23 protein-coding genes are annotated in these 25,943 nt (G+C 69.8%); 6 read left to right on the forward strand and 17 right to left on the reverse strand.

Annotated elements, in window-relative coordinates:
- The first annotated feature begins 197 nt into the window (after positions 1 to 197).
- Positions 198 to 1,283 carry a helix-turn-helix transcriptional regulator gene (locus CFB46_RS33015; RefSeq protein ID WP_227789472.1) on the forward strand — a complete coding sequence of 362 codons (1,086 nt, stop codon included), beginning with the start codon at positions 198 to 200 and terminating at the stop codon, positions 1,281 to 1,283.
- Between the two features lie 34 nt (positions 1,284 to 1,317).
- Here CFB46_RS33015 and CFB46_RS36730 read toward each other — a convergent pair whose 3' ends face one another.
- Positions 1,318 to 1,512, reverse strand: coding sequence for a hypothetical protein (locus tag CFB46_RS36730; RefSeq protein ID WP_080681422.1), 195 nt, complete (start codon positions 1,510 to 1,512; stop codon positions 1,318 to 1,320).
- Positions 1,513 to 1,602: 90 nt separating this feature from the next.
- Positions 1,603 to 3,756, reverse strand: a complete 2,154-nt coding sequence (locus tag CFB46_RS33025) for a glycoside hydrolase family 28 protein (RefSeq protein WP_027786427.1) — start codon at positions 3,754 to 3,756, stop codon at positions 1,603 to 1,605.
- A 578-nt stretch (positions 3,757 to 4,334) separates the two neighbouring features.
- On the opposite strand from CFB46_RS33025, the gene CFB46_RS33030 reads away from it, so the two are divergent.
- From CFB46_RS33030 to CFB46_RS33050, 5 genes are all read left to right on the forward strand, one after another.
- The gene (locus tag CFB46_RS33030) at positions 4,335 to 5,321 is read left to right on the forward strand and encodes a TRAP transporter substrate-binding protein (RefSeq protein WP_027786428.1); all 987 of its coding nucleotides are present in this window, start codon (positions 4,335 to 4,337) and stop codon (positions 5,319 to 5,321) included.
- Positions 5,318 to 5,890, forward strand: a complete 573-nt coding sequence (locus CFB46_RS33035) for a TRAP transporter small permease (protein WP_027786429.1) — start codon at positions 5,318 to 5,320, stop codon at positions 5,888 to 5,890. Before CFB46_RS33030 ends, CFB46_RS33035 begins: the two co-directional genes overlap by 4 nt.
- A gap of 4 nt (positions 5,891 to 5,894) precedes the next feature.
- Complete coding sequence (locus CFB46_RS33040) at positions 5,895 to 7,247, forward strand: TRAP transporter large permease (RefSeq protein ID WP_027786430.1); 1,353 nt, start codon at positions 5,895 to 5,897, stop codon at positions 7,245 to 7,247.
- A 94-nt stretch (positions 7,248 to 7,341) separates the two neighbouring features.
- A complete protein-coding gene (locus tag CFB46_RS33045) occupies positions 7,342 to 8,433 on the forward strand; it encodes a lactonase family protein (RefSeq protein ID WP_027786431.1) in 1,092 nt (363 codons plus the stop codon).
- A 146-nt stretch (positions 8,434 to 8,579) separates the two neighbouring features.
- On the forward strand, positions 8,580 to 10,139 hold the full coding sequence (locus CFB46_RS33050; RefSeq protein WP_027786432.1) for a methyl-accepting chemotaxis protein: 1,560 nt from the start codon (positions 8,580 to 8,582) through the stop codon (positions 10,137 to 10,139).
- 107 nt (positions 10,140 to 10,246) lie between these two features.
- Here CFB46_RS33050 and CFB46_RS33055 read toward each other — a convergent pair whose 3' ends face one another.
- From CFB46_RS33055 to CFB46_RS33125, 15 genes are read right to left on the reverse strand one after another with little or no spacing between them, the layout of a single operon-like run.
- A complete protein-coding gene (locus CFB46_RS33055; RefSeq protein WP_027786433.1) occupies positions 10,247 to 10,504 on the reverse strand; it encodes a hypothetical protein in 258 nt (85 codons plus the stop codon).
- 32 nt (positions 10,505 to 10,536) lie between these two features.
- Complete coding sequence (locus tag CFB46_RS33060) at positions 10,537 to 11,946, reverse strand: FAD-binding oxidoreductase (RefSeq protein ID WP_027786434.1); 1,410 nt, start codon at positions 11,944 to 11,946, stop codon at positions 10,537 to 10,539.
- A gap of 2 nt (positions 11,947 to 11,948) precedes the next feature.
- On the reverse strand, positions 11,949 to 12,491 hold the full coding sequence (locus CFB46_RS33065; RefSeq protein ID WP_027786435.1) for a hypothetical protein: 543 nt from the start codon (positions 12,489 to 12,491) through the stop codon (positions 11,949 to 11,951).
- 37 nt (positions 12,492 to 12,528) lie between these two features.
- Positions 12,529 to 13,608 carry an ABC transporter permease gene (locus CFB46_RS33070; RefSeq protein ID WP_027786436.1) on the reverse strand — a complete coding sequence of 360 codons (1,080 nt, stop codon included), beginning with the start codon at positions 13,606 to 13,608 and terminating at the stop codon, positions 12,529 to 12,531.
- Complete coding sequence (locus CFB46_RS33075) at positions 13,601 to 14,614, reverse strand: ATP-binding cassette domain-containing protein (protein ID WP_027786437.1); 1,014 nt, start codon at positions 14,612 to 14,614, stop codon at positions 13,601 to 13,603. Before CFB46_RS33075 ends, CFB46_RS33070 begins: the two co-directional genes overlap by 8 nt.
- 11 nt (positions 14,615 to 14,625) lie before the next feature.
- Positions 14,626 to 15,699, reverse strand: a complete 1,074-nt coding sequence (locus tag CFB46_RS33080; protein WP_089502462.1) for a TauD/TfdA family dioxygenase — start codon at positions 15,697 to 15,699, stop codon at positions 14,626 to 14,628.
- A gap of 3 nt (positions 15,700 to 15,702) precedes the next feature.
- The gene (locus CFB46_RS33085; RefSeq protein WP_027786439.1) at positions 15,703 to 16,365 is read right to left on the reverse strand and encodes a class I SAM-dependent methyltransferase; all 663 of its coding nucleotides are present in this window, start codon (positions 16,363 to 16,365) and stop codon (positions 15,703 to 15,705) included.
- A 28-nt stretch (positions 16,366 to 16,393) separates the two neighbouring features.
- The gene (locus tag CFB46_RS33090) at positions 16,394 to 17,632 is read right to left on the reverse strand and encodes a citrate/2-methylcitrate synthase (RefSeq protein ID WP_034185520.1); all 1,239 of its coding nucleotides are present in this window, start codon (positions 17,630 to 17,632) and stop codon (positions 16,394 to 16,396) included.
- Between the two features lies 1 nt (position 17,633).
- Positions 17,634 to 19,481, reverse strand: coding sequence for an acyl-CoA dehydrogenase (locus CFB46_RS33095; protein ID WP_027786441.1), 1,848 nt, complete (start codon positions 19,479 to 19,481; stop codon positions 17,634 to 17,636).
- Positions 19,481 to 20,572 carry a hypothetical protein gene (locus CFB46_RS33100; protein ID WP_027786442.1) on the reverse strand — a complete coding sequence of 364 codons (1,092 nt, stop codon included), beginning with the start codon at positions 20,570 to 20,572 and terminating at the stop codon, positions 19,481 to 19,483. Before CFB46_RS33100 ends, CFB46_RS33095 begins: the two co-directional genes overlap by 1 nt.
- Positions 20,569 to 22,152 carry an acyl-CoA ligase (AMP-forming), exosortase A system-associated gene (locus CFB46_RS33105; RefSeq protein ID WP_027786443.1) on the reverse strand — a complete coding sequence of 528 codons (1,584 nt, stop codon included), beginning with the start codon at positions 22,150 to 22,152 and terminating at the stop codon, positions 20,569 to 20,571. Before CFB46_RS33105 ends, CFB46_RS33100 begins: the two co-directional genes overlap by 4 nt.
- 20 nt (positions 22,153 to 22,172) lie before the next feature.
- Positions 22,173 to 23,348, reverse strand: a complete 1,176-nt coding sequence (locus CFB46_RS33110; RefSeq protein ID WP_027786444.1) for a PLP-dependent decarboxylase — start codon at positions 23,346 to 23,348, stop codon at positions 22,173 to 22,175.
- Entirely contained in the window at positions 23,338 to 24,327 is a 990-nt protein-coding gene (locus CFB46_RS33115) for a 3-oxoacyl-ACP synthase (RefSeq protein WP_034185521.1), read from the reverse strand. The genes CFB46_RS33110 and CFB46_RS33115 overlap by 11 nt, the downstream gene beginning before the upstream one ends.
- 1 nt (position 24,328) lies before the next feature.
- On the reverse strand, positions 24,329 to 25,312 hold the full coding sequence (locus CFB46_RS33120) for a ferritin-like domain-containing protein (protein ID WP_179235145.1): 984 nt from the start codon (positions 25,310 to 25,312) through the stop codon (positions 24,329 to 24,331).
- Position 25,313: 1 nt separating this feature from the next.
- Complete coding sequence (locus CFB46_RS33125; RefSeq protein WP_027786447.1) at positions 25,314 to 25,943, reverse strand: hypothetical protein; 630 nt, start codon at positions 25,941 to 25,943, stop codon at positions 25,314 to 25,316.

Below are 25,943 nucleotides of genomic sequence, written 5' to 3' on the forward strand. Positions count from 1 at the left end.
GCGCTGCGCAGGCCGTCTGCTGCGTCGACACGGATGACGCCGCCATGTCGAAAACGGCCATTACGTCTGACGAGAAACGGTATTGAACGTGGTATTTCGATCAAACCTGCATCGGCAATTTGAACAATGAGGCCGATTGAGTAAGATGCCCGAACGGCGTTCGACACAAACGCACGGCGCGGGGTGGCCAGATGCAGATGAACGGGTGGGTTCCGTCGGCATGGATCGATGACGTCTACGCTGCGGCGCTGGGCGACCAACGATGGGAAACGGTGCTGGACGGGCTGCGTCTGTCGGTCGGCGTACGCATGGCCATCCTGCTGTCGTTCGACGATGCCGCCAGGCTGCCGGCGATCGAGCAGGTGGCCGGCGACGATCCGTCCTGGGTCGCCGCGTGCCTCCACCGCTACAACACCGAGTTCCACCTGTACGACCCGGTCGTGCCGGTTGCCGCGGACTGGCCCGTCGGGCGCTGGTTCGAGGACGTGAAGCACCTGTCGGTGCGGCAGCGCACACATGGCGTGTTCTATCGGGAATTCATGCAGCCGTTCGGGCTCGGCGGCATCTCGGGCCTGTACATTCATCGCGGCGACGGCGCGGGCGCTTTTCTCAGCGTACAGAGCGGCCCCGAATCGCAAGGGCTGTCCCATGAGCAGCGTCGCACCATCGAAATCATGGGCGCGCACATCAGCCGCGCGCTGCGCATCCACGCGCGCATCGGCGAGCTCGAAGCGCGCGTGGCCGCCGCGGAATCGGCGCTCGATGCGGTGCCGGTGCCGGTGTTCCTGCTCGGCGCGCAGCGCGAACTGCGCTATACGAACCGCGCGGCCGATCAGCTGATTGCCGCCGAACCGGCGCTGCGGATCGTGAGCGGCCGTTTCGCACCGGAAGGCTGCGTCGACGATGCGCAATGGCGTCATGCATTCGCATGCGGCGGGCTGTTGCTGCGTCGTGCGACGGGCGAACCGCTGCCGCTTGCGCTGATTCCCGTTCCCGAACAGTCGCGCCTCGCGCGCGAACGGCCCGGGGTCGCGGCGCTGATGACGGCCGCCGACCTGCGTGCGCCGTCGGCGCGCGCGCAGCGCTTGCGGGTGTTCTACGGGCTGTCGTCGGCGGAAGCCGATCTCGCGGTGCTGCTGTGCTGCGACGGGCGTTCGCCGCAGGAATGCGCGGCGCTGCGCGGCGTGTCGATCGGCACGGTCCGCGCGCAGATCAAGTCGATCTACACGAAAACGGACGTGGCGCGCGCAGCCCAACTGACGTCGCTGGTCATGCAGACCTGAGCGATCGATGCGCGCCGGTGCGGCGGCGTTTTTACTATCCGCCGCCGATTCCCTGCAGTATCCGGCCGGTCCCGCCGCAGACGGTGCAGGGCTGGCCTTCCACCCTGCCGGTGCCGCGGCAGACGCGGCACGTGTCCTCGCCGATGCCCGGCGCATTTGCCGGGCCTTCGTCGCCGTCATTCGCCGGGGTAGCGGGGTCGGGGGTCGCCGATGGCTTCGTGGTCGACATCACGGGCTCCTTTCGCGTTGCACGTCGTCGTGGTGAGCATCGCGCGTGCCTGGCGGGCGGCACGCGCGACGACGACGGGTTTCCCGCGCGTTACAGCGCCGGCGCCCACGTCGACCCGAACGGGTTCGACTGGTCGATGCCCGGGAAGTCGACGAACGCCTTGCTGCAGTCGAGCACGCTGGCCGGATCGATCGCATGGACCGCGGCGCCGTCGACGACCACCCGGTTCGCGGTCGACGGGAACACCGGCAGGTTCACGTTGCGCAGCGTGAGGTTCGCGTCGGATGCGATCGTCGCGATGCCGTCGGGCGTGTCGGCCACCACGTTGGTCAGCGACATCGCGAGCGGGAACGCCGGCTCGCCGTAACCGCCGGTGTTCGCCTCGAACCCCTGCAGCTTCACGCCGGCCGCGCCCTCGATCACCACGTTCGCAAGCGAGATGTCGTGGAAGTTCGGGTACAGCGGGCCGCTCGCGGGTACGGCCTTCGTGCTGTAGTACGGCGTGAACAGCAGCGCGTTCTTCGCATCGCGGATGCAGATGTTCGCGTAGCGGATGTTGCTCACTTCGCCGCCGCGCGCATAGTCGGACTTGATGCGCAGCCCTTCCTCCGAATCGCGAAACGAATTGTCGTACACCTGAACGTTGGTCACGCCGCCGTTGGTCTCGCTGCCGATCGAGATGCCGTGCCCCCAGTAGATGTGGTTGTGCGCGATCGCGACGCCCCATTTGCGGTCGGCGCGCACGTCGCGATTGCCGTCGATGCCGAACAGCCCCGAGCCGGCGGGCGCCGGGTTGTTGCTGCCCTTGAGTGCGATGTCGTCGTCGCCGGTGCTCACGTAGTTGTAGGCGAACACGAAGTTCTTCAGGTAGCCGTCGAACGAGATCGCGGCGGCGGACGTCGTCGTGCTGCCGGTCGACAGCGCCACCGACGTCGGCTTCGCCGCGGAGCCCGGGTCGAACGCGTCGGTGTTCTTCACGTTGTCCGCGTTGAACGTCTGGCCGTTGTACAGCGGGTTGCCGTTGCCGGCCGGGTTCGCGAATGCGGCGAGCGTCGGCGTCTGCACCTTCACGTTCCAGATCGTCAGCCCGTCGACGCCACTCGGCACCACGTGGAAATTCGGGCTGTTGTTCAGCGTGATGCGATACAGCGTGAGGTTCTTCGCGTAGTTGAACACCATCAGCCGGAAATTCGACTGCGAGCCGAAGCCGGTCGTGCCGTTCTGCACCATGTTGCCGAGATACGCGAGATCCCACCACGTCATGTTGCGCACCGTCGATTTCGAATCGACGACGGTGCCGCCGTCGTCGCACGCGGTGCCGTCGGGCGCCACGGTGCCGCTCTTGTAGGCCGCGTAGGTGTTCGAGCAGGTCAGGTCGACCTTCATCAGCGGGTATTTCGCATCGGACGTGACGAGCTCCGCGTAGCCGCGCCCGTCGATCCGGCCGTCGCCGACCACCGCGGCGTTGACGAGGTTGGCGCCGGCGATCAGCGCGGCGCAGTTCGACGAGCTGCCGGCTTTCGTCGCACTGACGGCCGTATTGCCGCAGTACGGGCCGGCGGCGTTCGGCGAATACGCCTTCACGTCGCGCGACGCATACAGTGTGACGCCCTTGTCGATCCACAGCGTGACGCCGGACGGCAGCGTCAGCGGCCCGCTGATGAAGCCGTTGCCGGGCCCCGCGTGATTGACGACGAGCCGCACGGCGAACTTGCTCGCGCGGTATTTCGGCTTCGCGAGCTCCTCGCCGGACGCGCCGGCGATGTTCACGTTCGGCACGGCAGCCGTCTTCTGCGCGGCGGTGGCCGCGGCGTCCGCCGCCGCGATCGTCGCGCCGACTTCGGCGTCGACCGCCGCGCCGCACGCGTCGAGCGTGGCCTGGATGCGCGCCTGGTCGGGGTTGGCCGTCGCGGCCGACACGGCCTTGCCGACGCCGGCCGTCGACGGGTCGGCCTCCGGCGGCAGCGAGCCGTCGGGGCGGCTCACGAGCGTATTGGCGGCTTCGAGCGTGCTGCATACCTGCGTATCGGCGGGCAGCGCCGGTTCGGCCGGCAGGTTCGGGTCGACGGTCGTCGTGCCGACCTGGAACACGGCGGGGGCGGGCGGCGCGGTGGACGCCACGCCGCCGCCGGTGCTCGAATCGTCGCCGCCGCACGCGGTGAGCGCCGCGGCGGTGGCGAGCAAGGCGGCGAGCAGGCCGAGCGCGCGCGGGCGCCGGTTCGGCCGGGAAACGGGGATGGTCATGACGGAGATCTCCTGAAGAGGCATCGGCTGCGCGATGTCGGGTTGGTATCGGGTCGTTCGGCGGTGCGGGTCCCCCGGCGCGAGCGGACGGGTGGTGGACGAACTGCCGGCAAGGCTGAAACGGGCGGCCGCGGCCGTCGGCGCGGGTCGTCGGGCCGGGCGCTGCAGGCGCGAATCGCGTCGCGCGGGATGCGGGCCGCCGCATGCTCGTGGCATCGCGACGGGCTGATGGTATTGTGATCAGTCATCCTACAACGACCGCAAACGAAGCGAAAGAAGACCGTCGGATGTCGGGAAACCGTCTCATCGGCGTCCGATTCGCAGGGCGACCCATTTCCGGAAAACGTTTCGCGAAAAAGCGTGGAAACAGAGAATGCGATTCCCCGTTCCCCGCCAAAAGCCCCTGATGGCGGCAGTTATAGGGGTATGCACCAAGTGAGTTAAACGGTTAACCGACGTACATTTGCCCAACACGTCATACGACGTATGACTCTGCGATTCGAGGAAGCGCATCGGCGATGCACGCGCGGGCCGACGGATCGCCGCACAACAACGATCGACCATCAAGGAGACTCACCATGAAGCACCGATTCACCGGCTCCCGTACCGCCCTGGCCGTCGCACTGATGGCCGGCTTCGCGATGTCCGCGCAGGCGCGCGTGTTCCGCTCGGCGGACGTGCACGGCGACAACTTCCCGACCAACATGGCCGTGAAGTTCATGGGCGACGAGTTGTCGAAGCAGACGGGCGGCAAGGATTCGATCAAGGTGTTCGGCAACAGCGCGCTCGGCTCCGAGAAGGACACGGTCGATCAGGTGCGGATCGGCGCGATCGACATGGCGCGCGTGAACGGCGCGTCGTTCAACGAGATCGTGCCGGAATCGCTGATCCCGTCGTTCCCGTTCCTGTTCCGCGACGTCGACCATTTCCGCAAGGCGATGTACGGCCCGGCCGGCCAGAAGATCCTCGACGCGTTCACCGCGAAGGGGATGATCGCGCTGACGTTCTACGAGAGCGGCGCGCGTTCGATCTACGCGAAGCGCCCGGTGCGCTCGCCGGCGGACATGAAGGGGCTGAAGGTGCGCGTGCAACCGTCCGACCTGATGGTCGACGAGATCCGGGCGATGGGCGGCACGCCGACGCCGATGCCGTTCGCCGAGGTGTATACGGGCCTGAAGACGGGCCTCGTCGATGCGGCGGAAAACAACCTGCCGTCGTACGAGGAAACCAAGCATTACGAAGTCGCGCCCGATTACTCGGAGACGCAGCACGCGATGACGCCGGAAGTGCTGGTGTTCTCGAAGAAGATCTGGGACACGCTGTCGCCGCAGGAGCAGGCGGCGATCAGGAAGGCGGCGGCCGATTCGGTGCCGTACTACCAGAAGCTGTGGACCGCGCGCGAGGCGTCCGCGCAGCAGATGGTGACGAAGGGCGGCGCGAAGATCCTGCCGGCCGCGCAGATCGACCGCGCGGCGTTCGTGAAGGCGATGCAGCCGCTGTGGACCAAGTATGAAAAGACGCCGCAGATGAAGCAGATCGTCGACGAGATCGAGGCCACCAAGTGACGCGTCGTACTTCCCTGAACGGTGCGGCGGCCGCGGGCTCGCCGGCCGGCGCACCGGACGGCGCGGCGCCGGCGCGGCCGCACGCCGCGCCGCTGTTGCGCTGCGTGAACGACGTGCTGTTCCGCGTGCTGGCCGTGATCGCGTCGGCGTGCCTCGCGGTGCTCACGGTGCTGGTGTTCTACGCGGTCGTGATGCGCTACGTGTTCGAGAACGCGCCGGATTTCGTCGAGCCGATCGCGCTGTTGCTCGTGATCGTGATCGCGATGTTCGGCGCGGCGATGAAGGTGCGCGACGGCGGCCATATCGGCCTCGATTCGCTGGTGCGCCGGCTGTCGCCGAAGGCGCGCACGGTCGTCATCGCGATCCAGCATCTGAGCCTGATCGCGTTCGCGATCATGATCATGATCGGCTGCGGCAGCATGGCCGCCGAGACGATGGGCGACCGCATCCCGATCATCGGGCTGCCCGAAGGCGTGCGTTACCTGATCACGATGCCCGCGGCGGTGGCGATCATCTTCTTCTCGCTCGAGCACCTGCTCGCGCTTCGTCGTTCTTCGTCGGGACAATAACGCCATGGAACTCGCGATCCTGTCCGTCAGTTTTCTGATCTTTCTCGTCCTCGGCGTGCCCGTTTCGTTCGCGCTCGGCATTTCGTGCGTGCTGACCTACCTGGTCGAAGGCCTGCCGATCGCGACCGCGATGCAGGCGATGATCTCGGGGATGAATGCGTTCTCGTTCCTCGCGGTGCCGTTCTTCATCTTCTCCGGCGAACTGATGCTGCATGGTGGCATCGCGGACCGGATCCTGCGCTTCGCGCAGGCGAGCGTCGGCCACTTCCGAGGCGGCCTCGGGATGGCGAACGTCGTCGCGTGCACGCTGTTCGGCGGCGTGTCGGGCTCGCCGACCGCCGATACGTCGGCGATGGGCGGCGTGGTGATTCCGCTGATGAAGCGCGAAGGCTACAGCGCCGCGTACGCGGTCAACGTGACGACGCATGCGTCGCTCGCCGGCGCGCTGATGCCGACGTCGACCAACATGATCATCTACGCGTTCGCCGCGCAGGGCATCACCGGGATGCTGCACGGCCAGCCGGTGAGCGGCGTGTCGATCGGCGACCTGCTGTTCTCGGGACTCCTGCCGGTGTTGTGGGTGATGGGCTTCGTGCTCGCCGCCGCGTACTGGCAGGCCGTGCGTCACGGTTATCCGCGCCGCGAGGACGGCTCGTCCGCGCTGCCGCGGTTTCCCGGCTGGTATGCGGTGCTGCGCAGCTTCGTCGGCGCGGTGCCCGGGCTGATGGTGATCGCGATCATCCTCGTGTGCGTCGCGAAGGGCATTGCCACCGCGACCGAAGCGGCCGCGATCGCCGTCGTCTACTCGCTCGTGCTGACCGCGGTGGTCTACCGGACGCTGACGGCCGCGAAGCTGCGCCGCGCGCTGTCGCATGCGGCGCGCACGACGGGCGTCGTGCTGCTGCTGATCGCGGTGTCCAACATGCTGCGCTTCCAGATGTCGTACCTGGAGATTCCGGATGCGATCGAAGGGCTGCTGAAGCAGTCGACCGCGGCGCCCTGGCTGATGCTGCTGTACATCAACATCATCCAGGTGTTCCTCGGTACGTTCGTCGACATGGCCGCGCACATCCTGATCACGACGCCGCTGTTTCTGCCGATCGCGATGGCGTGCGGCGTCGGGCCGGTGCAGTTCGGGATCATGCTGCTGCTGAATTGCTCGCTCGGCCTGGTGCACCCGCCGATCGGGTCGGTGCAGTTCGTCGGCTGCGCGATCGGCAACGTGTCGATCGGCGAGACGACGAAGATGGCGTGGCCGTACTACCTGGCGATCTTCAGCGCGATCAACATCGTCACGTACCTGCCGTTCTTCTCGACGTGGCTGCCGAGCCTGATCAGCGGGCACGCGGTGTTCTGACCGCACGCTTCGCCCGTCGCGGCGCCGGACGACCGAGGTTGTCCGGCGCCGCGCTCGCATCCGCGGTTCCCTTTCCCCACTTCCCGTCACTCCCATGAAAACGACTCTCCTGCGGCGCGCCGTTGCGGCGGCTGCGTTGACGATGGCGGCCTCGCTCGCGCACGCGGCGACGTATGCGTACGTGTCGAACAGCGACAGCCGCGACATCTCGGTGTTCGGCGTCGACCCGTCAAACGGTGCGCTGACCGCGATCGAAACCGTGCCGGTCGGCGGCGCCGTGATGCCGATGGCGCTGTCGCCCGATCATCGTCGCCTCTACGCGGCATTGCGCTCGACGCCGTATCGCGTCGTCAGCTTCGCGATCAATCCGCTCGACGGGCGGCTGATCGAGCTGGGCCGCGCGCCGCTCGCGGACAGCATGGCGTACGTGTCGACCGATGCGTCGGGGCGTTATCTGTTCTCCGCGTCGTACGGCGGCAACCTGCTCGCGGTGAACCGGATCGGCGCGGACGGCGTGGCCGGCGACGTGCAGCAGACGGTGAAGACCGGCCCGATGGCGCATGCGATCCGCCAGTCGCCGGACGGCCGCTACGCGTTCGCGTCGGTGCTCGGCGCCGATGCGTGGCTGCGGTTGCCGTTCGATGCGTCGACCGGCAAGCTGACCGACACGGGCGAGCCCGCGTATCGGCTGCCGGAGAAGTCGGGTCCGCGCCATTTCGTGTTTTCGTCGAACGGGCGGTTCGCCTACCTGATCGATGAACTCGACGGCAAGCTGCACGTGATCGCGCTGTCGCACGGCGACGCCGATGCGCGGCCGATCCAGACCGTATCGATCCTGCCGTCCGATTTTCACGGCGACAAGCCGTGGGGCGCCGACCTGCATCTGACGCCGGACGGGCGCTTCCTGTACGCATCGGAGCGCACGTCGAGCACGCTCGCCGCGTATCGCGTCGACGCGAAGTCGGGCACGCTCGCGCGGATCGGCACGTTCGCGACGGAGCAGCAGCCGCGCGGCTTTGCGATCGATCCGTCGGGCAGGTATCTGCTCGCGGCCGGGCAATTGTCGCCGACGCTGGCCGTGTACCGGATCGACGGCCGCACCGGGCACCTCGACGCGATCGGCAAGTATCCGGTCGGCAAGGGCGCGAACTGGGTCGAGATCGTCACGTACGACGGGACGAACTGAGTGGCCGAAACGGGCGGCATGCGTCACGTGCCGCTCGTTTCCGACACTCGCCAGCAGGACCACACGCGGAAATGCCTTTAATCGAATCAAGTCGGCGAGACGCAGGCCGTTAACCCATACAGTAAAACTTCAAGAACCGGTTCATCATGCGCGACCTGAAGGTAAAGAACAGTTTGCTCGCCGTGCTGGCTGCTTTTGCCGCGATGATCGTGGTCGGTGGCATCGTCGGGATCGCCGCACTCGGAAACGCGAACACGAACGCGAAGCGCCTGCATGAAATCGCCGCCCAGACGTTGCTCGTCAACGACGCATACAAGGACAGCACCCGTACCCGCTCGGCACTCGTGCGTGCCTACGCGGCGCTGAAGGAGCACGACGATCCGGCGCAGCGCGATGCGGCGCTGCAAAGCGCGCAGCGGACGTTCGATCTGTCCGCGAAGGAAACGCAGGCGTTTCAGAGCGCCCCGTCAGCCGCCGGCATCGACACCGACCTGAAGCGGGCACTTGTCGAATCGTCGACGCATCTCGCGACCGTCCTCGCACGCGCGACCGACGCGCTTCGCAACGGCGACACCGCCGCGTACGCAACGATCAACGACAAGGAGATCACCACGGCCGGCCAGGTCTACTCGGCGAACGTCGAGAAATTCCAGCGCCTCGCAAACCGGCTGTCGGAACAAACGATCGATGACGGCAACGCCGCCTACACGCGCATCATCGCGATGGTCGGCATCGGCGTGGCGCTTGCGCTCGCACTGATCGTCGCGACGCACTTCGCGTTGCGCCGGATCGTGTCGCGGCCGCTCGCGAACGCAGCCGCGCTGCTCGACCGGATCGCATCGAACGACCTGACCGTGACCGTACCGGACGCGGGCCGCAATGAAATCGGCCAATTGTTCGCGGCGATGAAGCGGATGCAGGGCGGTCTCGTCGCCACCGTCGCCGGCGTGCGCGACAGCAGCGACGCGATCCACACGGCCGCACGCGAGATCGCCGCGGGCAACCTCGATTTGTCGAGCCGCACCGAGCAGCAGTCCGCGTCGCTCGAGGAAACGGCCGCAAGCATGGAGCAACTGACGTCGACGGTTCGCCAGAGCGCGGACCATGCGCAGCAGGCGAGTACGCTTGCCGCGAGCGCGGCGGACCTCGCGCAGCATGGCGGCGAACTGGTTGGCCGGGCGGTCGACATGATGGGCGTGATCAATGCGAGCTCGAAGAAGATCGCGGAGATCACCGGGATGATCGACGGGATCGCATTCCAGACCAATATCCTCGCGCTGAATGCGGCGGTCGAATCGGCGCGCGCGGGCGAACACGGGCGCGGCTTTGCAGTGGTTGCGGGCGAGGTGCGCACGCTCGCGCAGCGCAGCGCGAGCGCCGCGCGGGAGATCGGGCAACTGATCGGCACGTCGATCGACGACGTCCGCAGCGGCAACGAACTCGTCGCGCAGGCGGGCCATGCAATGGGCGAGATCGTGTCGTCGGTGCGACGCGTGGCGACGATCATGACCGACATCACGACGGCGACGGTCGAACAGAGTGCCGGCATCGACCAGGTCGGCCAGGCGGTCAGCCAGATGGATCAGATGACGCAGCAGAACGCGGCACTCGTCGAACAGGCGAGTGCTGCCGCGACGGCGCTCGAGAATCAGGCCAGCGCGATGCAGGCCGCGATGTCGGTCTTTCGGATTGCGCACGCGGGCTGAGCCGGTGCCGAATCGGCATTGCCCGGAACGTCCGCGACAAGGCCGAAGCCTGAACAGCAAAAACGGTATCGCGGGCGGGCCCGCGAGCATGGCTGCACGGTAAACGATCAATCCTGCCGCGTGCCCGGCGCGATGCCGCCGCCCGATGCGTCATCGGCCGACCGATCGTCGCGCCAATGCACGAGCTCGCGCCACAGCGCCGGGCGCGCGTGATCCTGCGGCGGCAGCTCGATCACATAAGCGACGCCGCCCACGTTGACCACGACACCCGAGTCGGGCAGCGTGCCCGGGATGCCGGAGAACGAACGGTCGTCGGTGTCGGGTTCGGCCATGGAGTCCGGGCCGGGCGGGTGTCGAAACATCATGCGAAATCTCCGTGGCGCCGCGCATCGGCGCGTCAGTAGCGGACCCGCCCGATCAGGCCCAGCGGGTCGACGGCGTGCTGGATGGCGGCGGCGACCTGTCGTTGCGCGGCCGGCACGTGCTTGCGGTAGTACGCGATATTGACCGGCCCGACGCCGTGCTCCGCGCTGAAGCAGCCGCCCGCGCGCACGACGCGGTCGTACAGCGCGCCGCGCAGCGCCACCTGCTGCAGCGGCCCGTAGCGGTGCGCATCGGCGTGCGGGATCGACACGACGAGATGGCAGCCGCCATCGCCGAAATGGCCGAACGCATGACAACGCAGCGACGGATGCGCGGCGGCGAGCCATTGCTCGGCATTGGCGACGAATCCGGCCAGCGCACCGCGCGGCAACGACACGTCGAACGACAGCGGCATGCCTTCTTGCGCGACTGCGACTGGCAGCGCGTCGCGGATCCGCCAGAACCGTTCGGCCGGCGCACAGGCAGCATCGAGCACCACACGCTCGTTCGCGAGCACGTCGAGCGTCGCGACGGCGCGTTCCTCGAGCAGCGCATCGAGCCCGGGCATGCCGGTCGCGATCTCGACGAGCGCGTGGCACGCGGCGGCGTTGGCGTCGAACGGCACCCGCAACGCCGGAAACGCCGCGGCGACGCAACCGACCGCCGCCGCCGACATGAACTCGAACGCCGACAGCATCTCGCCGAATGCGCGCTCGAACGCGAGCAGGCCGGCGAGCGCCGCGTCGTACGACGCGAACGCGACGAACGCCGCGCACGACGATCGTTCGAGCGGCGCGAGCGCGAACGACACGGCCGTCACGAGCCCGTTCGCGCCGTTCGCGCCGATGAAGCACTGCGCGACGTCGAAGCCCGCGTTGCGCTTGCGCAGCGGTGCGAGCGCGTCGATCACGGTGCCGGCTTCGTCCGCCAGCACGACTTCGACGCCGAGCACGTTGCGGCGCACGTCGCCGTATTTGATCAGGCGGCTGCCGCCCGCGTTGGCGCCGACGAGGCCGCCGGCCGCCGGATCGCTGCCGAGGTCGATCGGCAGGCAGAGTCCGGCTTCGGCCGCCACGCGATTGAGGTCGGACAGCCGCACGCCGGCCTCGACCGTGATGCTGCGATTGGCCGGATCGAACGCGCGAACGGCGCGCATCCGCTCGAACGACACCACGCATTGCGTGCCGCTGCGATCGGGCACGGCGGCGCCGACGAGCCCGGTGCGCGCGCCCTGCGCGACGAGCGCGATCCGGTGCGCGGCGGCGATGCGAACGAGCGCGCGCGTGTCGGCGGTCGATGCCGGCCGCGCGACGCCGAGCGGCACGCCGCCGTATCGCGCGACGTCGGTCGCATACGGCTCGCATGCCGCGCCGTCGAGCCAGCCGTCGCCGAGTGCCGCGGCGAGCGCGTGCCGCTGCGCGGCGCGTTCGGGCAGCGCGCTCATCGTCAGTTCGCCCGCACCAGTTGCTTGCGCAGCCGGCCGCGCACGACGACCAGCGCGATCAGCGGCACGACGCCGCCCCACAGCGGGCTGTGGCGCATCGCGATCGACACCGCGAGCGCGACGACGGTGACGGCGAGCAGCACGAGCGACAGCGAGCGCACACGCGCGTGGTCGACCAACGCGCCGTCGACGAAGCCGCCGTCCGACCACGCGGTATGCACGATGCCGACCACCAGCACGCAGACGAGCATCGCGGCCGGCCCGAGTTCCTCGCCCCACAGACGGCTACCTGTCGGCGAGACGAGCGCGAGCACCGCGCCGATCACGAGGAACAGGTCGACGCCGATCGCGATGCTGTTGCGCTCCGCGCGGCGGATCAGCCACGCGCCGTGCACGAGCGCGAGCACGCCGCCGATCAGGAACGCGTGGGTCCAGCGCAGGTCCGGCTGCTCCGGGCCGAGCCGGCCGTAGAACAGGAACACGATCGCCGGCAGGAAGTTGCTCGCGTGCAGCAGGTAGCCGGTTATGGGATGGGTCGATTTCATCGGTGTCTCTCCTTCGTCGAAACAGCGGGGCGACGCGTCAAGCGTCGTGCCAGCGGAACAGCCGCGCGGCGGCGAACAGGAACAGCGCGGTGCACGCGGTCATGCCGAGCAGTTGCGGCGCGAGCTGCGCGTACGGCGCGCCGTCGACCAGCGCGCCGCGCAGCGCGACGGCGAACTGGTTGGTCGGCAGGAACGCGAGCCCGGCCTTCAGCCAGGCCGGCGCGTCGTGCATCGGGATCGTCAGGTCGCTGAAGAACAGCAGCGGGTAGTAGGTGACGTTGCACGCGAGTTCGGCCGCCGCGAGCGAGCGCGTGCGGCTGGCCAGCAGCACGCCGATGCTCAGCACCATCGCAGCGCCGAGCAGCACGATCGGCAACGCGCGCAGCCCGTCCGGCGTCGCAATCGGCAGCGCGATGCCGAACGCGACGCGTGCGACCATCAACAGCACGAGCGCCGACAGCGCCATCATCGCCATCCGCGCGACGATCAGCGCGGCGAGGAACACGCCGCGCGAGACCGGGAAGCACACGTACAGCTTGAACGTATTGCGCTCGCGCAGCGCGGCGATCGCGGTGGTCGTCGAGTTCAGGCCGATCGCCATGAACGCCATCACCAGGATGCCCGTCGCGAAGAACGCGCCGTAGTCGAACGGCCGGCGCGTCGGCGCGGCATTCTCGAAGCGCGCCTGCGCGGCCGGCAGCCCGAGCCGCTGCGCTGCGCAGCGCGCGAGCGCGATCTCGACGACCCGCGACGCGGCCTTGACCGCGAGCGGGCCGTTGAAGTCGTAGCGGATCGTCGCCGGCGTGCGTTCGTCCGCGCCGAGCACGACGGTCACGTGATCGGCCGGCGCACCACGGCCGCCGAACGTCGCCTTCACCGTGTCGCTGTGCGACAGGCTGTCGACGATCTGCGCTTCGCATGCGCGGCTGTACGGCGTCGTGCCGCCGGGCACGTCGAACGCGATGTCCGCCGTGCCGAGCGAGCCCGATCCGCCGAACGCGAACAGCATCACGCTCAGCAGGAACACCGGGAACACGAGCGTCCAGAACAGCGACGAGCGGCTGCGCAGATAGCCGAGCAGCTCGTTGCGCACGAGGATCAGGAACACCTTAGTCATGGGTCGGGCCCTCGGTGCACAGGCGCAGCAGGTCGCCCAGCGTGCTCGGCGCGAGCGCGAGATGCTGGATGCCGCGTTCGCCGACGATCCGGTGCACGTTCGGATGCAGCGTCGCATCGCCGAACGCCTCGACCACGTGCGCGGCCGACACGCGTACGCCGGTCACGCCCGGCAGCGCCGCGAGCCGCTTGCGCAGCGCGCGCGCATCGGCTTCGTCGCGGCAATGCAGGACCGCGCGCGCCTCGCCGACGAGCTCGGCGCGCAGCGTGTCCCGCTCGCCCTGGTAGCGCACGCCGCCGTCGCGCACCCAGACGAGATCGTCGACCACGCTCAGTTCTTCCTCGGAATGGCAGATCATCGCGACGCTCGTGCCGCGCGCGCGGTGGCGCAGCAGGTCGATCACGACGCCCGCATAGCGGCGGTCGAGGCCAGTGAACGGTTCGTCGAGCACGGCCAGCTCGGGCCGGTGCGCGAGCGCGACGTGGAGGTCCACGCGCTGGCGCTGCCCCTTCGACAGCGCGCGGCACGGCTTGTCGAGCAGTTCGGCAATGCCGAGCGCGTCGGCGATCGCCGCATCGGTGTGCGCGTACATCGCGCGGTGCAGCGCGACGATTTCCGAGACGCGCAGGTGATCGGGATACTCGACCTTCTGCAATTGCGCGCCGATCCGCTGCAGCGAGCGCGAATCGCGCATGAAGCGTTCGGCCGGCACGTCGAGCACGCGCACGTCGCTGCCGCCGCGCCGGAAGCCGAGCAGCGTTTCGAGCAGCGTGGTCTTGCCCGAGCCGTTCGGCCCGACGATCGCGGTGATCGCGCCGAGCCGGAACCGCACGTGGCGCGCGGAAAAGCGGAAATCGCCGGCCGTGACGTCGATCGCGCGCGCCCCGAGCGCCGCGCCCGGCGCATGCGCGTCGGGCAGCGGCGGCGTGCCCGCGCGTTGCGGCCGGTCGAACGCGGCGGGCGGGCCGAACATCGCACGCACGGACCCAAGAAACGAAACGCTCATCGTCGGCATCCTCAGTCGAACAGCATGACCTGCGTGTCGCGCGCGCCCCGGTACGGGTTGCGGCCGTGCGCGACCAGCATGTTGTCGACGACGAGCACGTCGCCGGCCTGCCACGGGAACGCCCGCTCCTCGTCGTCGAGCGCGTCGTAGATCGCCACCAGATCGTCGAACGGCATCGGCGCGCCGTCGCCGTAGCGGATCTCGTACGGGAATGCGGCGCGCGCGCCGTACATGCGCTGCAGGTAGCGATAGCTGAGGTCGCCCATCGAGCGCGGGTTCGGGTGCTGCGCGCTCGCCTGGTTGAACCACACCGTCTCGCCGGTGCGCGGATGCGTGCGCAGCGCGCTGCCGACGTGCGACACGGTCACGCTGCCGTCGTCGAGCCAGCGGCAGCCGACGCCGCGTTCCGCACACAGCCGCTCGACTTCGTCGCGCTTCGTCGTGCCGAATGCGTCGTCCCACGGGCGGTGGTAGGCGGCGAACGGCAGGTTCGGATTGGCGGCGAGGCCGTCCGCGCGGTCGCCGGGCGCCGCGAAATTGCGCAGGTACATCACGCCGCGTTCGGCGAACCGCTCGCGCAGCGCGGCCGGCACGCGCGCGGTCACGCGGCGCATGTCGCAGATCGGTGTTTCGCCGCCCGCGTCGGCCGGCTGCCGGCAGTAGAACGCGACGAGGCGCGGAAAGGTGGGCATGTAGGCCATCTCCTGGTGCAGCCCGATCCTGAACGGCGGCGGCATGCGGGTCGACTCGTAGACCTGGCCGTCGATCTGCCGGCGCGGGGCGGCGCCGGCCGTATAGCCGTTCGCGTGCGCCGGATACAGCGCGCCGAGTTGGCCGAATGCGGCGGTGTCGGGCACCGCGAAGCCGCGCCACAGCAGCGCGCCGCATGCGTCGAGCAGCGTGTCGATCGTGTCGAGCCGCGAGCGGTACCACGCGACGAACATCTCCGGCGACGTCGCGAGTTCGGCGCTGCGCGGCGTTACGCACAGCGGCAGCGTCGCGCCGGGCGCGAGCGCCGCGCAGTGCACGTCGTCGGCGCCGAGCCGCGCGGCGGCATGGGCGGCGAGGAAGGCGAGATCGGTCATCGCTCAGGCCAGCGCCGGTTTCTTCAGCAGGATTTCGAAGCCGAGCGCGCCGAGCCCCGCGCTCGGGCTGTAGATCGATGCAACCGCCGCGAGGCCGGCCGCGGCGACGAGCGCATGCGCTTCGTCGAGCGTGATCTTTTCCTCGACGTGGGTTGGCGGATAGTCGGCGGCCGCGCGCATCTCGGTGAAGCGGTCGAGCAGGTGCTGCGGCGCGTCGCGGCGCATGTCGTGCACGAGCGCGATGCCGCCCGGCTCCAGCACGCGGTACATCTCGGTCAGGCTGAGCGCCTTGTCGGGCAGATGATGCAGCGTCGCGCGGCCGACCGCCATCGTCAGCGTGCCGTCGTCGAACGGCAGCGCGAGCGCGTCGCCGACGCGCATCTCGATCGTGTCGTCGAGCCCGAGTTCGCGGATGCGCGGGCGGCCTTCGTCGAGCATCGCCGGATCGAGGTCGATGCCGACGTAACGCCAGCCGCGCATCGCCGGATCGGTCGCGAGCCGCACCGGCACGACGCCGGTGGCCGTACCGATGTCGGCGATCGTGCCGGGCGTCATCCCGCGCGCCAGCTGGCGGATGCGACTGATGAACAGCAGGTCCCAGGGTTCGAGCGTTTCGGTGGCGAAGCGATCGTAGTCGTTCGCTGGGCGCAGGTTCTTGAGCAGCATGACGTTCCTTGTGCGAAAGGGTGAGGGTTCACAGCCAGCCGACCGGCACGGCGGCCAGCAGCCGTCGCGCGGTCGCGCTGTTGACGCCGAACGCGGGGCGGCGGCGCCGTTCGACCGCATGCGCGGCCATCGCCGCGATGCGCGCGCCGAGCCCGACGCCGACGCCCCACGACGGCGCGGCGACGCCGAGTTCGAGCAGCGTCGCGGCGGTCAGAAAATCGATGTTCGGCCGCAGCGCGCGGCGCGCGTCGGCCTGCGCGCAGCACGCGTCGAACAGCGTCACGTATGCGCCGTCGAAGCCGCATGCCGCGAACCGGCCGCGCATGTGCGGCGGACGCGGATCGGCGACGAACAGCGGATGGCCGAAGCCGTACAGCGTGCGTTTCGCGTCGAGCGCCGCATCGATCGCCGCGCCCCCGGCCGCATCGAGCGCGGCCGGCGGTGCGCCGGCGCCGCCCGGCACCGACCGCGCGAGCGCCGCGAGCCACTGCATCGCTTCGAGCGCCGCGCCGACGTGCGACGGCCCGCTGGCGAGGAAGCCGGACGCGATTGCCTGCACCAGCGTGACGCCGGTGCCGATCGCGACGCGCGGCGCGAGCACGGTCGGCGTGATGTAGCCGAAGCCGGCGTGCCAGGCGACGAGCAGCATGTCCATTGCCGCTTGCGCCGGCGCATCGCCGCGCGTCGCGCCGGTCAGCACGAGCATGCGTTGCGCTTGCGTCGCGGCCGCATCGAGCGATGCGCGGCCGGCCGTGCCGGCGGCGAACGGCCGGCCCTCGATCGCCGCGTGCAGCAGGAACGGCGCGGCGGCCGCGCACAGCAGCATCGTGTCGAGATCGGCATCGTCCGGCGCCGGGCCGCGCACGCGCCCGATCACGTCGTCGAGGCCGCGCAGCAGGCCGGCCGCGGCCGCGAACACCGGCGCGACGCCCGCCGCGCCGAGGTCGGCCGCGACCGACTGGGCGACCGAGCCCGGCGCCAGCGCGTCGGCGAACGCCGCGAGTCGCGCACCGAGCGCCGCCTCGTGCGCGCGGTGCTCGGCGCTGCCGGGCGCGACGTCGAACCACAGATGCGCGAGCGCGCCTTCGAACGTCGTCGCGCCGATCAGCACGTTCAGGTCGAGGTCGCGCACGCGCAGCGCTTCGGGGTCGAGCGTCGCGCCGTCGATGTCGGAGCCGCGATGGCGCGTCGCCGGGCGGCCGAGCAGGTTGCGCGGCGCATCGCCGGCCGCGCTGACGGAGGTGCCGGAATCGAGTGTCGTGTCCATGTCATTCCACCGCGGCGAGTTCGTCGCTGCTGACGCTGATCGCCGCGTGCGCCATCGCGGCGATCACGGCCGCGTGCTGGTCGACGACGGGCAGCACGTTCGCGAAGTAGTAGCGCGCGCTTTTCAGCTTGCCGCGATAGAACGCGAGCTCGGCCGGCACGTCGGCGGTATCGGGCGCGTCGAGCCGGCGTGCGGCGATCGTCGCCGATTCGAGCAGCACCCACGCCGACGTGACCACGCCGAACATCTCCAGGAAGCGCGTGTAGAACTGGCTGCTGCGATGCGTGTGGCCGTCCTGCACGTCGCGCGCGATGTCGTCGAGCGCGGCGGCGATCCGGTCGGCGCCCGCGCGCAGCGCATCGAACAGCGGCCGCAGCTCCGCATGCGTGCCGGATTGATGCTGATGGGCGAGGAACGCGTCGAGTTCGTCGCGGTAATACTGGATCAGCCGCGAATGACGGCCGAAGCCGAGCTTGTCGCGCACGAGGTCCTGCGCCTGGATGTAGTTCGTGCCTTCCCAGATCGACAGGATCTTCACGTCGCGCGCGTTCTGCTCGACGGGGCTCGCGTCGGTGTAGCCGAGCCCGCCGTGCACCTGGATCGCCGTCTCGCAGATGCGCCACGCCTGGTCGGAGATGAACGCCTTGCAGATCGGCGTCAGCAGCAGTTGCAGCTTGCGATGGCGTTCGATCTCGGCCGGGTCGGCGTCGGGCGTCGCTTCGAGCATCGCCGCGCGCGTCGCGGTCGCGGCGAGCTTGCCGAGCAGCCCGCGGCAGCCGTCGACGCGGCTTTTCATGTCGACGAGCATGCGCTGCACGTCCGCATGCTCGACGATCGCGACGCGCGCGGCGTTCGTGTTCGACGCGCTCTCGATCGGCCGGCCCTGCAACCGGCGGCCCGCATACTCGACCGCGTGCAGGTACGCGCTCGACGCGACGCCGACGCCGAACATCCCGGTGCTCATCCGCGCCTGGTTCATCAGCGGCATCAGTTGCAGCAACCCGACGTTGCGCCGGCCGCCGAGCAGCCAGCCCTTGGTCGTGCCGTTCGCGCCGAACACGAGGTGCGTGTTCGCGCAGCCTTTCAGCCCCATCTTGCGCGGCAGGCCGATGCAGTCGACATGGTTCGGCCGCAGCTCGCCGGTTTCCTCGTCGGGCCAGAAGCGCGGCACGACGAGGCACGACAGCGAAAACGAATCCGGCGACGCCGTATCGATGCGGCCGAGCACGAAGTACAGCGTGTTTTCGGTCAGTTCGTGCATGCCGGCCGAGATATAGACCTTCTCGCCGTCGATCGCGTAGACGTCGCGTTCGAGCGGCGTCGCGCGCAGCGCGACCGCGGTGAGGTCGGTGCCGGCCTGCGGCTCGGTCGCGCAGAAGCACGCATCCCAGCGGTACGCTTCGAGCGGTGCGACGAGCGCTTTCTGGTGCGGCGTGCCGTGCATCTGCAGCAACTTGATCGCGGGGCGCGTGAAACCGCCGTAGGTCATGAACGACGGATTCGCGCCCATGAACATCTCGTAGATCATCTGCGTGACGATCGGCGGCAGCCCGTGCGCGGTGCCGAACAGCGTGTTCGACCACTCGTCGCGAAAGCGCGCCCACAGCGCGTGGAAATGTGAAGGAATCCGTACCTGACCGTCGTCGAGCAGCGCGCAGCCCTCGACGTCGGCCTGCTGGTAGCTGCGGCCGAGGTCGAGCGCGAAATCGCGGGCGCGTTCGAGCAGCGCATCGACCGACGCGCGATCGTGCGTGCTGTACGGCCCATGTTCGAGAAAGTGCCGGTCGGCCTCGAACAGTTCCCACAGAAAGAAGCGCAGTTCGCGCAGGCTGACCTTGTACGCGCTCATCATGCGTCTCCTTCGATATCGAGCGCGGCGTCGAGGCCGCCGGCCAGATCGACGACGGCGGCGGCGGCCGCGCCGTGCAGCGCTGCATCCCAGACGAGCACCGTGCGGCGTTCGCCTTCGTCCAGTGCGCCCGCGAGCCGGATCAGCGCGGCGGCCGATTCGGCGGACGACAGATGGCCCGACCCGTCGTGCTGGATGCGCGCGGCGACCGGAATCGACGCGGCGTCGGCGACGCGCGCCGCGAAGCCGGGATCGAAGCCGGGCGGCACGCACCAGTCGATCTGGCTCGCGCGCAGGCTGGCCTGCTCGAGCGCACGGCGGATCGCGCGGGCGGCGACCGGCGCGAGCGTGTCGCGCAGCGTGGCCGGCGCATCGGCCCACGGATCGGCGATCGACGGCCCGAATTCGAGCGCGACGGCCCGCACGCCGCCCCACGCGGCCGGCTCCGGCGCCGGGCCCGCGCGCGACACGAGCAGGGCGGCGGCCGCGTCGCCGTAGCCGACCAGGTCGCCGAACTGGCGGAAGAACGGGTAGAGCCACTTGTCGCTGAGGATCACGAGCGCCTGGTCGCCGTCGTCGAGCAGCCCGTCGAGCAGCATCAGCGCCGAATACCAGCCGAGCGTGCCGTTCTGGCCGAGCGCGAACGGCGTCACGCGCTGCAGCCCGAGTTCGTACTGCATGCGGCCGACGACCGAGTCGCCGATGCCTTCGTTGAGTGCGCTGCTCGCGACGATCACGTGCGTCGTGCGCGCAAGCGCGCCGGAGCCGAGCTGGTCGCGCAGGTCGAGCGCCGCGTCGGCGGCCAGATCGGCGAGGCTGCGCCCGGGCGGCGCGACGCGCAGCGCGGGTCGGCCGCCCGGCGCGAGGCGCGTGCCTTCGTCGGGCGTCAGCGCGCCCATGCCGCGCGGCCGCGCAAAGCGCGCCTGCGGCAGCAGCAGGTGCCGGTAGCCGGGATGGCGCTCCTGCGCCTGGATCGCGCTGAACACGACGGCGGGCGGCAGCACCACGACGCCGCCGGACAACGCGAGCGTGCCGGGTGCGGCGACGCGGGGCGCGCCGAGACAGGTTTCATCGAGCGTCGACAGGGTCATGCGGCGGTCTCCTCGAGATTCGGGCGCGCGAACGCGTCGCGATACTGCGTTTTCAGCGCCGGTCGGTCGATCTTGCCGTTCGGGTTGCGCGGCAACGCCGGCAGCGGCTCGACGACGAGCGGGTTCATGTAGGTGGGCAACGCGTCGCGGCACGCGCGTGCGATGTCGGCGCGGCAGGCGGCGGCGTCGAGCGTCGACACGACGCACGCGGCGATCGCCTCGCCGAGCGCCGGGTGCGGCACGCCGAACACGGCGGCCTCGCGGATGTGCGGCAACGCGAACAGCACGTCCTCGACCTCGGTCGGGCTCACGCGATAGCCGGACGTCTTGATCATGTCGTCGCCGCGTGCGACGAAATACAGGTAGCCGTCCGCGTCGCGCCGCACGATGTCGCCCGACCACACGGCGACGTCCGGGCGCGGGATCTCGCCGTGCCGGCGCGGCAGCGGACGAAAGCGCTGCGCGGTCAGCTCGGGCCGGTTCCAGTAGCCGAGCGTGACGAACGCGCCGCGATGCACGAGTTCGCCGGGTTCGTCGGCCGCGCACTCGCTGCCGTCCGCGCGCAGCACGAGGATCTCCGCGTTCGGCACGGCCTTGCCGATCGACGTCGGGCGCAGCGCCGCGTCGGCCGGCGCGAGGTAGGTCGAGCGGAATGCCTCGGTCAGCCCGTACATCAGGTAGGGCGACGCCTGCGTGAACAGCGCCTGCAGACGATGCAGCAGCGGCGTCGCGAGATGGCCGCCGGTATTCGCGAAGCGGCGGATCCGCGTGCGCGCGGTGTCGCTCCAGCCGGCGGAGGCGAGCTGCATCCACAGCGGCGGCACGCCGGTGATCGACGTGACGCCGAACGCGTCGCAATGGCGCGGCACTTCGGCCGGCTGCAGGAAGTCGAGCGGCGTGTAGCACGCGCCGGACGCCAGCGCGGTCGTGAGCTGGCTCAGGCCCGCATCGAAGCTGAGCGGCAGCACGCCGAGCACGACGTCGTCTTCGGCGAGCCCCTGGTACGCGGCGACGCTGAACGCGCCCGACACCAGGTTGCGGTGCGACACGACGACGCCTTTCGGCTTGCCGGTCGAGCCGGACGTGTAGAGCAGCGCGGCCGGATCGTCGTCGACCGGCCGGCCGGCCGGGGCCGCTGCCGATGCCGGCGTGTCGGCGCCCGGCGAGTCGATCGCCTCGGCCAGTGCCTCGATCAGCATCACGCGTTCGCCGACGAGCGCGGCGAGCGCCGGCAGGCGCTTGAGCCGCTGCGCGCCGGTCACGAACAGCGCGGCGCCGCTGTCGGCGACGATGTGTTCGATCTGCGCTTCCTTCAACTGCGGATTGACCGGCACGAAGATCGCGCCGAGTGCGTTGGCCGCGAGCATCGCGACCACGGTTTCGATGCGCTTGGGCGCATAGATCGCGACGCGTTCGCCGGGCTGCACGCCGCGATCCGCCAGCGCGGCGGCGGCGCGCCGGACCGCGCGGGCGAGCTGATCGTAAGTCAGTGTGCCGCCGCCATCGGCATACGCCGGACGCTGCGGCCAGCGCTGCGCGCCATGTTCGAGCAGGTCGGCGACGCTGATCAATGCGTTCATGATCGGCTCCTCTGGATGGTCTAGGCAGGCCGCACGTACACGTGCGCGGCTTCGTGGGACAGAAAATGCGGCATCGAGTACGTGCGGTGATACGCGCCGCAGCGTGCGAACACGGCGATGTCGCCGACCTGGGGCGGCGCGCCCGTGTCGTCGCGGCCGATCACGTCCGCGCGGCTGCAGGTACTGCCGACGTAGAGCGTCGGCACGCCGCGAGGCGGCGGCGCGGGTGCGCGGCGCACGAGCGACGGCGCGGCCAGGCGGCGCATCACCGATTCGGTCTGCGCGAGCAGGAACGCATGCGACAGGCCGCCGTCGCAGACGGCAATCGTGCGGTCCTGCCACGCCTTCACCGCGACGACGCGCGTCGCGAACACGCCCGCATCGGCGAAGATCGCGCGGCCGGATTCGTGGGCGAGCGAATACCGGCCGGCCAGCGGCGCGAGCGCGGCGGCATAGCGTTCGAACGCGGCGTCGCCCGGATGATCGTCGGCAAAGCCGCCGCCGAGGCTCAGCGAGCCGAGCGGCGCACCGTTGGCCGGTGCGAGATCGCGGGCCAGCGCCGCGAGCAGCTCGGGCAACACGAGCGTGTCGGGCTGCGTCGCGTCCTGGCGGATGAACGAATGCGGGCCGGAGAACACGTGCAGCCCGGCCACGGGCAGACCGGCGGCCGCGAGCGTGCGCACCGCGTCGTGCGCTTCGTTCGGCGTCATCCCGAAGTGGTCGTGCCACAGGGGCCGCGCGTGAGCGCCTGCCAGCGCGCCGGCGTTCACGCGCAGCAGCACCGCGCCGGGCGTGCCGCCGCCGGCCGCCGCTTCACGCGCGAGCGGCACGAAACGCGCGACCGCGTCCGGGTTGTCGAGCACGAAATGGCAGCGCGACGCGAGCCCCGCACGCATGAACATCTCGTCCATCGACGGATTGTTCAGGTAGCGCGGCGTCTTGATCCGGCCGATCACCGCGTCGAGTTCGCCGCGGCTCGCGAGTTCGACGCCGTCCTCGTACGCATGCGCGCAGCGCGCGAGCATGTCCTGGTTCGGGTTCGCCTTCAGCGACACGATCAGCCGCGTGCCGAGCCGCGCCTTCAGCGACCGGTAGCGGGCGATCGCGACGTCCGGCTCGTACACGTAGCACGGCGTGCGCAGGTCGGCGATCCATGCATGATCGCCGGTGACGGGAAGCGGGCGCTCAGGCGTCATGGCGGCCCACCGGATGAAGCGTGGCGGCCGCATACGCGCCGCAGTTCGACTGCATCACGCCGAGCACGCGCCGGCCGTGCGCGACCGCATCGAGCCCGACGTCGGCCAGGTTGATCGGAAAATCCGAACAGCACGCGTGGCCGCGCGCGTGGATGTTTTCCGCGTACAGCCGCTCGGCCGGCACGCGCATCGCGCGGCACAGCGCGTTCCAGCCGGGCAGGTCGGCGTTGTGCGGCAGCACGAGATCGTACGCGTCGAGCGCATGCGGCTCGAGCGCGACGGCCGCGTCGATCGCGCGGCGCGTGTACGGCCACTCCATCATGATTAGGTCGGCCTCGTTCGCGGCGACGGTGTCCGACCCGCGATGCCATTTCGCGTGCGTCTCGATCGCGATGCCGCCGAGCCGGTTCTTCGTGCTGTTGCGCGCGATCAGCATCGCGGCCGCGCCGTCGCACTGCACGCCCGTCATCTGCCGCATCCGGTAATCCTCGCCGTACACGCGGTCGGACGACACGACGAGCGCCGCGTCGAGCTGCGGATGGCGGCGCATCAGCGCGCGCACGGTTTCGATGCCGGCCGCGACCGACACGCAGTTCAGTTGCGCGACGGAGCCGAGCCACAACGGTTCGATGCCGAACCGCGCGGCCACTTCATGCGGCAGGCTGCGCGGCGCCGGCGGCACGCTGAACTGCTGCGTGTGCACGTGCACGATCGCGCCGACCTCGGACGGATGCACGCGCGCGGTGTCGAGCAGCCGGCCGACCGCCGCGATCGCGAGATCGGTCTCGCTCGTGTCGAGCGCCATATGGAAATAGCGGCTGCCCGACTGCGCGATCGCGGCCGCCCGCTGCGCCGGATAGTCGCGTTCGGCGGCCCAGGCCTCGATATCGACGGGCAGGCCCGGCAGCTCGTAGGCCACCGCGTCGATGCCGATCCAGAAGCCGGCGTCGCGGGATGCGTGTGAGGAGGGCATCGTCATGTCAGTTGAGCGGCATCGCCGCGTAGTCGAGGACGTCGAGCTTTTCGAAGGTCGTCTGCACGGTCGGCGTGAGCAGGCCCATCTCGCGGATCGTCGGCACGAGGCGCCGGAAGATCGAGCGGCGGATCGAACTCGACACCGGCGATTCGCGCACCATCGCGCTGCATTCGCGCTTCGACAGCCCCATCGGTTCCCAGATGTCGTCCGCGCACAGGTGCTCGTACAGCACGGCCGCGCCTTCGCAGACGAATTCCTCGCGCTCGCGCAGTTCGTGCGAACTCATCTCCGCGTACACGCGGCACAGCGTGATCCGGCCGACCGCGAAGTGACGCGCCTCGTCGCGCTGGATCCGCACGAACAGGTCCTTGATGAACGGATCGGTGCTGTACGCGACGACGCTCTGGAAGATCGACAGCGCGATGCCCTCCACCAGCACCTGCATCCCGAGGTTCGTCATGTCGAGCGCGCTGCTCGTGATCGTGTCGTGCAGCAGCCCCTTCAGCGAGCGGCTCATCGGGTAGCTGACGTCGAGCTTCTCGTTGACGAGCTTCGCGTACGCCTCGACGTGGCGCGCTTCGTCCATCATCTGCGCGGCCGCGCACAGCCGCGCGCTCAGGCCGCTCTCGGCCGATGCGAGCTTCGACGCGCAGATCAGCGCGGCCTGCTCGCCGTGCAGGATCTGCGACAGCAGCCAGCCCTGCGCGTGATGGCGCACCTCGCGCTTGTCGGCGTCGGCGAGCTTGCCCCACAGCTCGGTGCCGTAGATCAGGAGCGTCGGATCGGGCATGCCGAGCGGATTCGCCGGGTCGAGGTCGTGGCTCCAGTCGACGTCGGTCGCGACGTCCCACTGCGCGGCCTTCGCCTTCTCGTACAGCCGGTTCAGCGCCTCTTCGCGCAGCGCGTAGTCGTTCGACATCAGCGCGTCGACGGGCATCGACCAGCGGATATCGGCCGTGTCCTGCATCACGGTAAGCGTGTCATTCATGTCAGGGTCTCCCCGGCCGCGCGGCGGCGCCGGAATGTTGGGCGGAATCGGTGAACGGGGCGGCGGCGCGCGACGCGCCCGGGTGCGGTTCGAGCCGGATCGCATAGGCCGGCCACGCGCCGCGCAGTTGCGCGTCGAACGCATCGGCGAGCCGCGCGGGCCAGATCGCGCAGCACACGCGGTTGTCGCCGGCGAATTCCGCATCGCGCAGGATGCGGTCGCCGATCCAGACGACCGGCGCGCCGCGCGCGGCGTCGCGCAATGCTTCGTCGTACAGGTGCACGCCGAGCAGCACGTGCGGGGCGAGCAGTTCGGCCGGCAGCGCGCCGAAATACGGCGCACAGACTTCGATGAACAGGCGCGCCTCCGGATGAACGGCCTCGCGAATCCGCGCCGTGATTTCCGCGAGGAATGCGAAATACTGGACGTGATCGAGCAGCACGCGGCGTTCGCCGCCGGCCACGTCGTACGTATTGCCCGCGTCGTACGCATCGCCGGCCGCTTCCGCGAGTGCGGCGCGCGCATAATCGGCCGGCGTGTCGAGCGGCATCCGGTACGCGCTGGCCGCGACCGCGACCGGCTGCCGCGCGTCGCGCGCGATCCGGTAGGTGAAGTGAACGGGTCGCACCAT

It is taken from the genome of Burkholderia sp. HI2761 (assembly GCF_002223355.1).
In the GTDB taxonomy this organism is placed as follows: Bacteria; Pseudomonadota; Gammaproteobacteria; order Burkholderiales; family Burkholderiaceae; genus Burkholderia.

What these genes read in the sequence shown, in the direction of transcription:
- CFB46_RS33110 (WP_027786444.1), bottom strand. Translation starts at nt 23,348, where the DNA reads ATGACGCCTGAGCGCCCGCTTCCCGTCACCGGCGATCATGCATGGATC.
- CFB46_RS33040 (WP_027786430.1), top strand. Translation starts at nt 5,895, where the DNA reads ATGGAACTCGCGATCCTGTCCGTCAGTTTTCTGATCTTTCTCGTCCTC.
- CFB46_RS33115 (WP_034185521.1), bottom strand. Translation starts at nt 24,327, where the DNA reads ATGACGATGCCCTCCTCACACGCATCCCGCGACGCCGGCTTCTGGATC.
- CFB46_RS33060 (WP_027786434.1), bottom strand. Translation starts at nt 11,946, where the DNA reads ATGAGCGCGCTGCCCGAACGCGCCGCGCAGCGGCACGCGCTCGCCGCG.
- CFB46_RS33070 (WP_027786436.1), bottom strand. Translation starts at nt 13,608, where the DNA reads ATGACTAAGGTGTTCCTGATCCTCGTGCGCAACGAGCTGCTCGGCTAT.
- CFB46_RS33065 (WP_027786435.1), bottom strand. Translation starts at nt 12,491, where the DNA reads ATGAAATCGACCCATCCCATAACCGGCTACCTGCTGCACGCGAGCAAC.
- CFB46_RS33095 (WP_027786441.1), bottom strand. Translation starts at nt 19,481, where the DNA reads ATGAGCGCGTACAAGGTCAGCCTGCGCGAACTGCGCTTCTTTCTGTGG.
- CFB46_RS33015 (WP_227789472.1), top strand. Translation starts at nt 198, where the DNA reads ATGAACGGGTGGGTTCCGTCGGCATGGATCGATGACGTCTACGCTGCG.
- CFB46_RS33025 (WP_027786427.1), bottom strand. Translation starts at nt 3,756, where the DNA reads ATGACCATCCCCGTTTCCCGGCCGAACCGGCGCCCGCGCGCGCTCGGC.
- CFB46_RS33100 (WP_027786442.1), bottom strand. Translation starts at nt 20,572, where the DNA reads ATGACCCTGTCGACGCTCGATGAAACCTGTCTCGGCGCGCCCCGCGTC.
- CFB46_RS33080 (WP_089502462.1), bottom strand. Translation starts at nt 15,699, where the DNA reads ATGACCGATCTCGCCTTCCTCGCCGCCCATGCCGCCGCGCGGCTCGGC.
- CFB46_RS33105 (WP_027786443.1), bottom strand. Translation starts at nt 22,152, where the DNA reads ATGAACGCATTGATCAGCGTCGCCGACCTGCTCGAACATGGCGCGCAG.
- CFB46_RS33055 (WP_027786433.1), bottom strand. Translation starts at nt 10,504, where the DNA reads ATGATGTTTCGACACCCGCCCGGCCCGGACTCCATGGCCGAACCCGAC.
- CFB46_RS33045 (WP_027786431.1), top strand. Translation starts at nt 7,342, where the DNA reads ATGAAAACGACTCTCCTGCGGCGCGCCGTTGCGGCGGCTGCGTTGACG.
- CFB46_RS33120 (WP_179235145.1), bottom strand. Translation starts at nt 25,312, where the DNA reads ATGAATGACACGCTTACCGTGATGCAGGACACGGCCGATATCCGCTGG.
- CFB46_RS36730 (WP_080681422.1), bottom strand. Translation starts at nt 1,512, where the DNA reads ATGTCGACCACGAAGCCATCGGCGACCCCCGACCCCGCTACCCCGGCG.
- CFB46_RS33090 (WP_034185520.1), bottom strand. Translation starts at nt 17,632, where the DNA reads ATGGACACGACACTCGATTCCGGCACCTCCGTCAGCGCGGCCGGCGAT.
- CFB46_RS33125 (WP_027786447.1), bottom strand. Translation starts at nt 25,943, where the DNA reads ATGGTGCGACCCGTTCACTTCACCTACCGGATCGCGCGCGACGCGCGG.
- CFB46_RS33030 (WP_027786428.1), top strand. Translation starts at nt 4,335, where the DNA reads ATGAAGCACCGATTCACCGGCTCCCGTACCGCCCTGGCCGTCGCACTG.
- CFB46_RS33075 (WP_027786437.1), bottom strand. Translation starts at nt 14,614, where the DNA reads ATGAGCGTTTCGTTTCTTGGGTCCGTGCGTGCGATGTTCGGCCCGCCC.
- CFB46_RS33050 (WP_027786432.1), top strand. Translation starts at nt 8,580, where the DNA reads ATGCGCGACCTGAAGGTAAAGAACAGTTTGCTCGCCGTGCTGGCTGCT.
- CFB46_RS33085 (WP_027786439.1), bottom strand. Translation starts at nt 16,365, where the DNA reads ATGCTGCTCAAGAACCTGCGCCCAGCGAACGACTACGATCGCTTCGCC.